This is a genomic window from Pseudomonas sp. S3_E10, from assembly GCF_054667615.1.
Map to the genome: position 1 here is coordinate 1810339 of NZ_CP162743.1, position 11991 is coordinate 1822329.

An 11991-nucleotide genomic window follows, 5' to 3' on the forward strand; every position below is an offset into this window, starting at 1 on the left:
GTGGCAGGTCGTTTGTCCGAAGCGCGCGTACCAAAGAAAAACCTACGGTTTTTTTATTGTTACCGCGCTCTAGGCAAAGCCCTCGATATCAGGCATATAATTTGCTTATGTTTGGCGCTCACGCGCCCTGTCGTGGATGGCGCATTGCGCCGGCGAATAAGGTGTTAAGCCCCTGCCATGAAACCATCGCTAGTCCTGAGAATGGGCCAGCAGCTGACGATGACACCGCAGCTGCAACAGGCCATCCGCCTGCTCCAATTGTCGACCCTGGACCTGCAACAGGAAATCCAGGAGGCCCTGGAGTCCAATCCGATGCTCGAACGCCAGGAAGAAGGCGACGACTTCGATAATGCAGACCCGCTGGCCGACAACATCGAGCAAAAAACCAATTCCGACGTGCAGGAACCCTCCTACCAGGAAACCGCCCCAACGGTGGATAACCTTGAGGAAGGCGACTGGAACGAACGCATTCCCAACGAACTCCCGGTGGATACCGCCTGGGAAGACGTCTACCAGACCAGCGCGAGCAGCCTGCCCAGCAACGATGATGACGAGTGGGACTTCACCACCCGCACCTCCGCCGGCGAAAGCCTGCAGAGCCATCTGTTGTGGCAACTGAACCTCGCACCGATGTCCGACACCGATCGCCTGATCGCCGTCACGCTGATCGATTGCATCAACAACCAGGGTTATCTGGACGAGACGCTCGAGGAGATTCTGGAGGCCTTCGACCCTGAACTGGACATTGAGCTGGACGAAATCGAAGCCGTCCTGCACCGCATCCAGCAGTTCGAGCCTGCGGGCATTGGCGCCCGCTCCCTGAGCGAATGCCTGTTGCTGCAACTGCGCCAGCTGCCCGCCAAGACACCTTGGCTGGCTGAAGCCCAGCGCCTGGTCACCGATTACATCGACCTGCTGGGCAGCCGCGACTACAGCCAGTTGATGCGCCGCATGAAGCTCAAGGAAGATGACCTGCGCCAGGTTATCGAACTGGTGCAAAGCCTCAACCCGCGCCCGGGCTCGCAGATCGAGTCCAGCGAAGCCGAATATGTGGTCCCTGACGTGATTGTGCGCAAGGACAACGAACGCTGGCTGGTGGAATTGAACCAGGAGTCGGTGCCACGCCTGCGGGTCAACCCGCAATATGCCGGTTTTGTGCGCCGCGCCGACACCAGCGCCGACAACACCTTCATGCGCAACCAGTTGCAGGAAGCCCGCTGGTTCATCAAGAGCCTGCAGAGCCGTAACGAAACCCTGATGAAAGTTGCCACCCAGATCGTCGAGCATCAGCGCGGCTTCCTGGAATACGGCGACGAGGCGATGAAGCCTCTGGTGCTGCATGACATCGCCGAGGCGGTAGGCATGCACGAATCAACGATTTCACGGGTGACGACGCAAAAATTCATGCATACCCCACGGGGTATATATGAGCTCAAATACTTTTTCTCCAGCCATGTCAGCACCTCCGAAGGCGGCGAATGCTCGTCCACGGCGATCCGCGCGATCATCAAAAAACTGGTTGCCGCGGAAAATCAGAAAAAGCCGTTGAGTGACAGCAAGATCGCTGGTTTACTGGAGGCACAAGGCATTCAGGTCGCCCGTCGAACCGTCGCCAAGTACCGCGAGTCCCTTGGGATCGCGCCTTCCAGCGAGCGTAAGCGTTTGATGTGACGGGCGGGCCACAGCGTTCCAGTGGCAGGCGTCTTTGCCTGCCGCTTTATGCACTGGCAACGAAGGAGAAGCTGTATGCAAGTCAACATCAGTGGACACCAGCTGGAAGTCACCAAGCCCCTGCGTGAGTACACCGAGAGCAAGCTGAACAAGCTTGCGGGGCATTTTGACAAGATCACCAACGTGCAGGTCATCATGGAGGTCGATAAGCTCAAGCAGAAAATCGAGGCCACCCTGCACGTACCGAATGCCAAGCTCGTCGCCAATGCTGAGCATGAGGACATGTACGCGGCGATTGACTCGCTCTACGACAAGCTGGACCGCCAACTCATAAAGCATAAGGAAAAGAATCTGCACCTGATGCAAGGTACAGGTCGTTAACTCTCCCCCCATGATCCGACTTGAAACCATCCTGACCCCCGGCCGTTCCCTCGTGAACGTGCCGGGCGGCAGCAAGAAAAAAGCCCTTGAACAAATTGCCAACCTGATCGCCCGCGAAGTGCCGGATCTGGAGATGCAAGTTGTCTTCGAGGCACTGGTTGCCCGTGAAAAACTCGGTTCCACCGGTTTTGGCAACGGCATCGCCATTCCTCACTGCCGCCTCAAAGGCTGTGACACCCCCGTGAGCGCCCTGCTGCATCTGGAAGCTCCGATCGATTTTGACGCCATCGACGGCGCCCCGGTTGACCTGCTGTTTGTGCTGCTGGTCCCGGAAGCCGCCACCGATGCGCACCTGGAACTGCTCCGGCAGATCGCCAGCATGCTCGACCGCAAGGAGGTACGCGACAAACTGCGCAGTGCCAGCAGCAACGCGGCGCTGTATCAAGTTGTCCTGGATGAACAAAACGGGCAGTAATCATGCGTTTGATCATCGTCAGCGGCCGCTCAGGCTCGGGTAAAAGCACCGCCCTCAATGTTCTTGAGGACAGCGGCTTCTATTGCATCGACAACCTGCCCGCCGGCCTGCTGCCGGAACTGGCCGAACGGGCGCTTATCCACACCGAGTTGGCGCAACCCCTGGTGGCGGTTTCGATTGATGCCCGCAACTTGCCCAGCCATCTCTCGCGCTTCCCGGAACTGCTTGAGGAAGTGCGCGCCAAACATATTCATTGTGATGTGCTGTACCTGGACGCTGACGAAGAGACACTGCTCAAGCGCTTCTCCGAAACCCGTCGACGCCACCCCCTCAGCAGCCCCCACCGCTCCCTGGCCGAAGCCATCGAGGATGAAACCAAGCTGCTGGGGCCGATCATTGACCTGGCCGACCTCAAGATCAACACCACCAGCCTCAACCTGTATCAATTGCGTGACGCCATCAAGTTGCGCCTGCTCAACCAGCCCGAACCCGGTACGGCGTTTCTGGTCGAGTCATTTGGTTTCAAGCGGGGGATGCCGGTGGATGCCGACCTGGTGTTCGATGTGCGCTGTCTGCCCAACCCCTACTGGAAACCTGAACTGCGCGAGCAGTCCGGGTTGGACCAACCTGTGGCTGAGTATCTGGCCGCACAGCCTGATGTGGAGGAGATGTTCCAGGACATTTCCAGCTATTTGCTCAAATGGTTGCCACGCTTTGCCGCGAGTAACCGGGCCTATGTCACGATTGCCATTGGCTGCACAGGCGGCCACCACCGCTCCGTCTACCTGACCGAGCGCCTGGGCCAGGTGCTGCAACAAACCCTCAAGAACGTCCAGGTCCGCCACCGCGACCTTAGCTGAAAGGAACACCCCCGCGATGCCCGCTCTGGAAATTGAAATCATCAACAAGCTGGGTTTGCACGCCCGAGCCTCGGCCAAGTTCGTCGGCGTTGCCGGGCAGTTTCCCTGCCAGATCCGCGCCGGGCGCACCCCGGAAACCATGGTCGATGGCAAAAGCATCATGGCCATGATGATGCTGGCTGCCGGCAAGGGCACAAAGATTCATTTGAAGACCGAAGGCGAGCAAGAGCAGGAAGCGCTGGACGCCCTGGTGGCGCTGATCAACAACTACTTTGACGAGGGCGAATAAACCCGCTTTTGACTCAGGCACGAGGCCGCAATGGCCTCAGCCCAACGCAGTATCCATCACCATCATCAAGCAGAACCCGATGCACAAGCCAAGGCTGGCCAGCTTTTCGTGGCCATTGCGGCGCGATTCGGGGATGACTTCGTGAGTCACCACCAGCAACATCGCCCCAGCCGCCAATGCCAGCCCCAAAGGCAACAACACTTGTGCGAGGCTCACCAACCAGGCGCACAGCACGGCGAATACCGGCTCTACCAAACCTGAGGCCGCGCCGATCAGGAATGCCTTGACCCGCGACATCCCCGCCCCCGCCAATACCAAGGCAATCACCAGGCCTTCGGGCACATCCTGCAAAGCAATGCCCATGGCCAGGCTGTCGGCATCCGGCATGCCGCCACCGGCGGAAACGCCGACCGCCATGCCTTCCGGAATGTTGTGAGCGATAATGGCGAACACAAACAGCCAGATGCGTGGAGGAATCACCGGTTTGTCGGGGCTACCCACCAGCATCTCCGGGCTGGCTCCAGAGACCTTGCGGTCGACCAGATACAACCCGAACGCCCCCAGCATGATGCCCAAGCTGATCAAGCCGCCAGCGCCCCAGGGCGAGAGCCCCAGGCTTTGCGCCGCAGTAATACCCGGCACGACCAGCGAAAAGGCGGTTGCCGCCAGCATCACTCCAGCACCAAAGCCCAGCAAGGTATCGCTCAAGGCTACCGGCATCCGCCGAATCACCAGCACCGGAACCGCGCCCAACGCCGTGCCAAGCGCGCATATCGCCCCGCCCTGCAACGCGCGCAGGATGCGCGGCGCCAGGTCCAGCCAGGCCAGCCCATGGGCCACCAGCAATGCAGCCCCCGCCAATAGCAGCAGCGAACCAAACGCATAACGAAACATCCGCACGCTGCTGATCGCCAGTGTTTCAGTACCCATAGTCGGCCTTAGATCTTGTTATGAAGACGAATGTCAGGCCAGAGCGGCCTGATAGCGTGCGGCGACTTCTGGCCAGTTGATAACGCTGTAGAAGGCATTGATGTATTCAGGACGACGGTTCTGGTACAGCAAGTAGTAGGCGTGCTCCCAGACATCCAGGCCAAGGATGGGCGTGTTGCCGCTCATCAACGGGCTGTCCTGGTTGCCGCTGCTTTCCACCACCAGGGTCTTTTGCGGCGTAACGCTCAGCCAGGCCCAGCCACTACCGAAACGCGTCAATGCGGCTTTGGTGAACGCCTCCTTGAAGCTATCGAAGCCGCCCAACTGGTCGTCAATCGCCTTGCCCAGTGCGCCCTCGGGCTTGCCCCCCCTTTAGGTGACATCACCGCCCAGAACAACGAATGGTTGGCATGACCACCACCCTGGTTGATCACCGCTGCACGCAGTTTTTCCGGCAGTTGCTGAACGCTGGCCACCAGTTTCTCCACCGGCCAACCGGCGAACTCAGTGCCCTCTACCGCCGCGTTCAAGTTGTTGATGTAGGTCTGGTGATGCTTGGTGTAGTGAATCTCCATGGTTTGCGCATCGATATGCGGTTCCAGGGCGTCGTAGGCATAAGGCAAGGCAGGCAGGGTGTAAGTCATATCAATGTGCTCCGTATTGAGGCGTATTCGGCTGCGCCGCAGTACCGCCCAGCAGGCGATGGGTACGCGGGTACTCGCCGTGATCGCTGATGAAATTCAACAGTTCGACGTAGGTCTTGCTGCTCTGGCGCAGCGCTGCTTCGCGTAATTGCGGGCTCAAGCGCAAGTCCTGCATGGCCTGCAGCAGGCGCTGGTGGATGGCACACAGGTATTCGGCGCTTTCTTCCGGCTGGTTGAGGCGCAGGTGCAGGTCCGCCAGGTTGTGATGGGAAATGACACAGGCTGCCACTGCTTCGTCAGCATCCGCCCAGCGTTCGAACAACACGTGGGCCAGGGCCAGGGCCTGCAAATAGGCTTCGCGAGCGTCCACCAGTTCGCCCCGCATAAAGCAGCGATTGGCGCGTTCGATCGTGCGTTTCCAGTGCTCCATGGTGAGCCTCCAAAGCAGGGTCTGTGGTTATACGCCGCCGGCCGTGAGCTTTTCCGGATCCAACAGGATTTCCAGCTGGCTGCGAGGCAAGTCGGTGTGTTCAAGGGCGACATCAATCACTGGACGGCCCTGCTGATAGGCTTGTTTGGCGATTTCAGCGGCCTTTTGGTAACCAATGATCGGGTTGAGTGCGGTGACCAGAATCGGGTTGCGCGACAGCGCTTCCTTGAGCTTGGCTTCGTTGACTTTGAAACTGGCGATGGCTTTGTCTGCCAGCAGGCGGCTGGAATTGGCCAGCAACTCGAGGCTGCTGAGCAGGTTTTGGGCAATGATCGGCAGCATTACATTCAGCTCGAAGTTGCCGGATTGGCCCGCGACGGTGATCACCGTGTCATTGCCGATTACCTGGGCGGCGACCATCGCAGTCGCCTCCGGGATCACCGGATTGACCTTGCCCGGCATGATCGAAGAGCCGGGCTGCAAGCCTTCCAGCTCGATTTCACCCAGACCGGCAAGCGGGCCGGAGTTCATCCAGCGCAGGTCATTGGCGATTTTCATCAACGACACGGCGGTAGCTTTCAACTGTCCGGAGACGGCGACAGCGGTGTCCTGGGAGCCGATCAACGCGAACAGGTTCTTGCCGGGGGTGAATTTAACCCCCGTCAGCCCGCTTAGTTGCTGGCTGAAGCGTGCGGCGAATTCAGGATGCGCGTTAATCCCGGTGCCCACCGCCGTGCCGCCCTGTGCCAGGGCTTGCAGGCTTGGCAACAAGTCCTGCAAATGACCGATATTGGCCTTGAGTTGCTGCGCCCAGCCATTGAGCACCTGGCTCATGCGCACCGGCATGGCATCCATGAGGTGCGTGCGCCCGGTTTTGATGAACGGGTGAACCTCTTCGGCTTTGCGCTCGATCACCTGCACCAGGTGCAGCAGGGCCGGCAATGTTTGCTCATGCAGCACCAGCGCGGCACTGACATGGAGGGTGGTCGGAATGATGTCGTTGCTGCTTTGCCCACAGTTCACGTGGTCGTTAGGGTTGACCGCCTCACCGAGCAAACGGCTGGCCAGGGTAGCGATCACTTCGTTGGCGTTCATGTTGGAGCTTGTGCCGGAACCGGTCTGGAAGATATCCACCGGGAAATGCGGCATGAAATCACCTTCAAGCAAACCCTGGGCGGCATCGACGATGGCCTTGCCCTGCCCTTCACTGATCTGCTTGAGGTCGACGTTGACCTTGGCGGCTGCGGCCTTGGCCAGAATCAGCGCACGAATGAATTGCGCCGGCATGGGTTGGTGGCTGATCGGAAAGTTATTCACCGCGCGCTGGGTTTGGGCGCCATACAGGGCCTCGGCAGGTACTTGCAGTTCGCCCATGCTGTCGCGTTCGATACGGGTGTTACTCATCGTTAGATCCTTGCACCAAGTCGGAGTGAGAAATCGAAGGCAGCAATTGGCACGTCGCCAATTGCCAGGCAAAGGTCTGCCAGCGCTTGAGGCGGCAGGCACAGTGGGAGAGTTTTTCCAGGTCACGCAGCGGTCGCCAGGCCTGGTCCAGGCACATGGAGCGCCAATGCCAGGGCAACGCGATATCGCTGGCGGTGTCGATCAACAGACGGAAAGAGGTTTCAGCGATCGTCCACGGATGAGTCGCGGTGCAGCACGCCAGGTATCGCCCCTCATTGAGGTAATGTTCGATCAGGCGAGGCTCATTGGGATCGAGGCCGCAGCGAATCTGACGACTCATCCAGCGCCAGCTTTCCAGGTACGGATCCTCATGCAGGACAGAACTCATGATCCACACTCATTCGGTAATGATATTTATTATTAAATGATATTGAGAATCAAAGCAACGCCAACATGGTCTTCCACTTTTCCTGCGCCCATAAAAAAAGCGCGCTATCCGGGGATAGCGCGCTTCTTATTTGTGGAACGAGTCGGTCAGCTGCCCGCGACGGTCATCCGCTCGATTAGTACCGAACCCGTGCGAATATTGCTACGCAATTCCAAGTCATTACCTACCGCGACGATTTGTTTGAACATGTCGCGCATATTGCCGGCGATGGTCACTTCCTGGACGGCGAATTGAATCTCACCGTTTTCCACCCAAAAGCCCGCCGCGCCACGGGAATAATCACCGGTAACCATGTTCAAGCCGTGCCCCATCAATTCGGTCACCAGCAGGCCACGCCCCATACGCCGCAGCAGCGCCGCCTGGTCTTCGTCGCCATGAGTTACGAACAGGTTATGCACGCCGCCCGAGTTGGCAGTACTTGGCAGGCCAAGTTTACGGCCGGCGTAGGTGCCCAGCACGTAGGACACCAACTCACCCTTCTCGACGAACGGTTTGGCATAGGTCGCCAAGCCATCACCATCGAACGCCGCGCTGCCCATGGCGCGCATCAAGTGCGGTCGCTCATCGATGGTCAGCCAGTGCGGAAACAGTTCCTGGCCAATTGCCCCCTCAAGAAACGACGACTTGCGATACAGGTTGCCGCCGGAAATCGCCCCCAGGAAACTGCCGAATAACCCACCGGCCAGTTCCGCCGAAAACAGCACGGGCACCTCACAGGTCGGCACCGGGCGTGCGCCCAAACGACTCGCGGCACGTTGTGCGGCGCGCTGGCCAATACTCACAGGGTCTGCCAGCAATTCACCCTGGCGGTTTACGTCATACCAGTAATCACGCTGCATCTGGCCATTGGCCTCGGCGATCATGACGCAGCTCAAGCTATGGCGGGTGGACGCATAACCGCCGATAAAACCATGGCTGTTACCGTATACGCGGCAACCCTGATGGGTGCTCAATGTGGTGCCATCAGCGTTCTTGATGCGGGCATCAGCATCGAACGCGGCGGCTTCGCAGGTCAGTGCCTGTTCAATGGCCTGCTCTGGCGTGATGTCCCAGGCGTGGAACAGATCAAAGTCTTTCAAGTCCTTGGCCATCAACGCCTTGTCGGCCAGGCCTGAGCTTTCGTCCTCGGAGGTGTGCTTGGCGATGGCCAACGCGGCGGCCACGGTCTCACGAATCGCGTCCAGGCCACTGGCCGAGGTACTGGCTGAGCCTTTGCGCTGCCCCACGTACAAGGTGATGCCAAACCCCTGGTCACGGTTGAACTCAACGGTTTCCACTTCCCGCTGGCGTACCGACGTTGACAACCCCTGCTCCAGCGACACCGCGACTTCACACGCACTGGCCCCCTGGCGCTTGGCCTCGGCAAGGATCTGCTCGACTTGTTCCTGCAGGGCCGGTAACGCTTGTGGGCCGACGCTTTGGGCTGCACTCATGGTTTTCTCCACTCAAATTCTGCTTTCGGTTAAGGCCATCGAGCGACCGGGCCGGACAAGCGGCCCCCGACTGGTTATCATGGCGGCGTTTCTTTGCGGACTGCCACCATGGTTGATTCTTACGACGACTCCCTCGATGGGGAGAAAAGCAAAACCCAGGTCAAACGTGAGCTGCATGCTCTGGTTGACCTTGGCGAGCGCCTTACAACGCTCAAAAAAGACTTGATTGCAAAACTGCCGCTGACCGACGAAATGCGCCGGGCACTTGCGGACGCGCCCAAGCACACCGCGAATATCGCGCGTAAACGGCACATCATGTTTATCGGCAAGCTGATGCGTGATCAGGACACTGACGCCATTCTGGCCTTGCTCGATCAAACCGATGCCTCCACTCGCCAGTACAATGAACGCTTCCACAACCTGGAGCGTTGGCGTGACCGCCTGATTTCGGGCGATGACGCGGTGCTGGAAAAATTCGTGCTGGACTACCCGGACGCGGACCGCCAGCAATTGCGCTCCCTCATCCGTCAGGCCCAGCACGAGCAGGCGCATAACAAGGCGCCGGCCACCAGCCGTAAAATCTTCAAGTACATCCGTGAGCTGGACGAGACTCAACGCGGCCTGCGTTGATGCCTTTCCCCGGGTGGCGGCCCTCGCCACCCGAAGCTCCACCGCTTACGATCCCGTGCCACCCACGGTGATTGCATCGATCTTCAGCGTTGGCTGGCCGACACCCACCGGCACCGACTGCCCATCTTTCCCACAGGTGCCCACGCCGCTGTCCAGCGACAGGTCGTTACCGACCATCGACACCTTGCTCATGGCCTCCGGCCCGTTGCCAATCAACGTTGCCCCTTTGACCGGCGCGGTAATCTTGCCGTCTTCGATCAGGTACGCCTCGCTGGTGGAAAACACGAACTTGCCGCTGGTGATGTCCACTTGGCCGCCGCCGAGGTTGGCGCAATAGATGCCACGCTTCACCGACGCGATGATTTCCGCCGGGTCGCTTTCGCCGCCGAGCATGTAGGTATTGGTCATACGCGGCATCGGCAGATGGGCGTAGGACTCACGGCGACCGTTACCGGTACGCGCCACGCCCATCAGGCGGGCATTGAGCTTGTCTTGCATGTAGCCCTTGAGCACACCGTTTTCGATCAACGTGGTGCATTCGGTGGGTGTGCCTTCGTCGTCCACGCTCAGCGAGCCCCGACGACCGGCCAGGGTGCCGTCATCGACGATGGTGCACAACTTGGATGCAACCATTTCGCCCATGCGCCCGCTATAGGCGGAGCTGCCCTTGCGGTTGAAGTCGCCTTCCAGGCCATGCCCCACCGCTTCGTGCAACAACACGCCGGACCAACCCGAACCCAACACCACCGGCAACGTACCCGCCGGTGCCGGAATGGCTTCCAAGTTCACCAGCGCCTGACGCAGCGCTTCACGGGCATAGCCCATCGCGCGGTCTTCGGCGAGGAAATAACGGTAGTCGGTTCGCCCGCCACCACCATGACCACCGCGCTCACGGCGGCCGTTCTGTTCGACGATCACGCTGACGTTGAAGCGCACCAACGGTCGAACATCCGCCGCCAGGCCACCATCGGTCGAGGCCACCAGGATGCGTTCCCATACGCCCGCCATGCTCACGGTAACCTGCTGGATACGCGGGTCCAGGGCGCGGGTGGCCGCGTCGACACGCTTTAGCAGCTCGACCTTTTCCGCACGGCTGATCACTTCCAGTGGGTTATCCGGCGCGTACAACTGGGCCACGTCCTGGGTGCTGAACGCCTGCACCGTACCGTTTTGGCCGGCGCGGGAAATCGAGCGCGCCGCACGAGCGGCCAGGCCCAAGGCCTCCAGGGTGATCGCGTTGCTGTAGGCAAAACCGGTTTTTTCCCCGGATTGCGCCCGCACACCGACGCCCTGGTCGAGATTAAAACTACCTTCCTTGACGATGCCATCTTCCAGCGCCCAGGACTCGGAGATCTGCCCTTGGAAATACAGGTCTGCCGCGTCGATACCCGGCCCGGCGAGATCACCCAGCACGGTTTGCAAACTTTCGATGGTCACGCCACCGGGTGCCAGGAGGTGTTCACTGACTGAGGACAACAACTCGCTCATAGGTTTGGCCTTAAATTCATCGTTGCGAGGCAGGCCGCTGCGCGCCCTGCGAGAAAAAGCGCCGATGGTTGACCACCGGCATGCGCGCCCGTATCGACGCTTGTTCACTGCTATCGCGCGCGGCCAACAACACCGCTTCGCCTTGATCCTGTTGAGACAACACACGCCCCCACGGATCGACAATCGCCGCATGGCCATAGGTTTCCCGTGGCCCCGGATGCACACCGCCCTGGGCTGCCGCCAGCAAATAGCACTGGGTTTCGATGGCGCGGGCGCGGATCAGCACATCCCAATGCGCCGCTCCGGTCACGGCGGTAAAGGCCGAGGGCGCGGAAATCAGTTCAGCCCCCGCCGCACGCAACTCGCTGTACAACTCGGGGAAGCGCAGGTCGTAACACACCGTCATGCCCAGGCGACCGACCGGCGTATCCGCCACCACCACATGGCTTCCGAAAGCATAGTCATCGGATTCGCGATAGCGACCCCGAGCGTCCGCCACATCCACATCAAACAAATGCAGCTTGTCGTAACGGGCAACGATTTCGCCGCGATCATCGATCAGCAGCGAACAGGCATTGGGCTTGGCGTGCGGTTGATCCCCTGGGCGGCAACGGCAATGTGCCAGCCACTATCCATAAGGTGAGGTCGCGGGCGGTCTGTTTCAACCAGGGCAGTATCGGACCTTCACCCAGCGCTTCGGCACGACCGATATCCGCCACATCGCGACGGCCCATGGCGGCGAAGTTTTCCGGCAGCACCGCAAGCTTCGCACCGCCGGCCGCCGCTTGTTCCAGCAAACGCCGGGCCTGGGCCAGGTTGGCCAGTACATCGCTCTGGCTGACCATTTGAATTACCGCAAAGGACATGGGCCGACACTCCGTAATGGGCATGCGGCCATGCTACTCCAC

At 59.9% G+C, this 11991-nt stretch carries 12 protein-coding genes and 2 pseudogenes; 6 read left to right on the top strand and 8 right to left on the bottom strand.

Features of this window, described 5'->3' with window-relative positions:
• The first annotated feature begins 177 nt into the window (after positions 1-177).
• The 5 genes from AB4N98_RS08130 to AB4N98_RS08150 all read left to right on the top strand — a co-directional run bounded on the left by AB4N98_RS08130 (position 178) and on the right by AB4N98_RS08150 (position 3676).
• The gene (locus AB4N98_RS08130) at positions 178-1671 is read left to right on the top strand and encodes an RNA polymerase factor sigma-54 (protein ID WP_065877281.1); all 1494 of its coding nucleotides are present in this window, start codon (positions 178-180) and stop codon (positions 1669-1671) included.
• A gap of 75 nt (positions 1672-1746) precedes the next feature.
• Positions 1747-2052, top strand: a complete 306-nt coding sequence (gene hpf, locus AB4N98_RS08135; RefSeq protein WP_003171804.1) for a ribosome hibernation-promoting factor, HPF/YfiA family — start codon at positions 1747-1749, stop codon at positions 2050-2052.
• Positions 2053-2062: 10 nt separating this feature from the next.
• A complete protein-coding gene (gene ptsN / locus AB4N98_RS08140) occupies positions 2063-2527 on the top strand; it encodes a PTS IIA-like nitrogen regulatory protein PtsN (protein ID WP_017526132.1) in 465 nt (154 codons plus the stop codon).
• Positions 2528-2529: 2 nt separating this feature from the next.
• On the top strand, positions 2530-3387 hold the full coding sequence (rapZ, locus tag AB4N98_RS08145; RefSeq protein ID WP_017526131.1) for an RNase adapter RapZ: 858 nt from the start codon (positions 2530-2532) through the stop codon (positions 3385-3387).
• A 16-nt stretch (positions 3388-3403) separates the two neighbouring features.
• Positions 3404-3676, top strand: a complete 273-nt coding sequence (locus AB4N98_RS08150) for an HPr family phosphocarrier protein (protein ID WP_068936328.1) — start codon at positions 3404-3406, stop codon at positions 3674-3676.
• Positions 3677-3712: 36 nt separating this feature from the next.
• On the opposite strand, the gene AB4N98_RS08155 is transcribed toward AB4N98_RS08150, so the two are convergent.
• The 6 genes and pseudogenes from AB4N98_RS08155 to pmbA form a co-directional block, all read right to left on the bottom strand.
• A complete protein-coding gene (locus AB4N98_RS08155; protein WP_017526129.1) occupies positions 3713-4606 on the bottom strand; it encodes a ZIP family metal transporter in 894 nt (297 codons plus the stop codon).
• Between the two features lie 33 nt (positions 4607-4639).
• Positions 4640-5250, bottom strand: a pseudogene (locus AB4N98_RS08160) (superoxide dismutase).
• Position 5251: 1 nt separating this feature from the next.
• Entirely contained in the window at positions 5252-5680 is a 429-nt protein-coding gene (locus AB4N98_RS08165) for a hypothetical protein (protein ID WP_017526127.1), read from the bottom strand.
• Between the two features lie 27 nt (positions 5681-5707).
• Positions 5708-7084, bottom strand: a complete 1377-nt coding sequence (locus AB4N98_RS08170; RefSeq protein ID WP_017526126.1) for a class II fumarate hydratase — start codon at positions 7082-7084, stop codon at positions 5708-5710.
• Positions 7077-7472: a hypothetical protein gene (locus tag AB4N98_RS08175; protein ID WP_017526125.1), complete on the bottom strand. Its 396-nt coding sequence runs from the start codon at positions 7470-7472 to the stop codon at positions 7077-7079. Before AB4N98_RS08175 ends, AB4N98_RS08170 begins: the two co-directional genes overlap by 8 nt.
• A 146-nt stretch (positions 7473-7618) precedes the next feature.
• The gene (gene pmbA / locus AB4N98_RS08180; protein WP_065877284.1) at positions 7619-8965 is read right to left on the bottom strand and encodes a metalloprotease PmbA; all 1347 of its coding nucleotides are present in this window, start codon (positions 8963-8965) and stop codon (positions 7619-7621) included.
• A 108-nt stretch (positions 8966-9073) separates the two neighbouring features.
• Here pmbA and yjgA point away from each other — a divergent pair, with 108 nt between their 5' ends.
• Positions 9074-9595 (top strand): ribosome biogenesis factor YjgA, encoded by a 522-nt coding sequence (yjgA, locus tag AB4N98_RS08185; protein ID WP_017138246.1) that lies wholly within the window; start codon positions 9074-9076, stop codon positions 9593-9595.
• A 45-nt stretch (positions 9596-9640) separates the two neighbouring features.
• Here yjgA and tldD read toward each other — a convergent pair whose 3' ends face one another.
• Entirely contained in the window at positions 9641-11083 is a 1443-nt protein-coding gene (tldD, locus tag AB4N98_RS08190; RefSeq protein ID WP_017529090.1) for a metalloprotease TldD, read from the bottom strand.
• Positions 11084-11099: 16 nt separating this feature from the next.
• A pseudogene (locus tag AB4N98_RS08195) lies at positions 11100-11949 on the bottom strand (carbon-nitrogen hydrolase family protein).
• Positions 11950-11991: the final 42 nt, after the last annotated feature.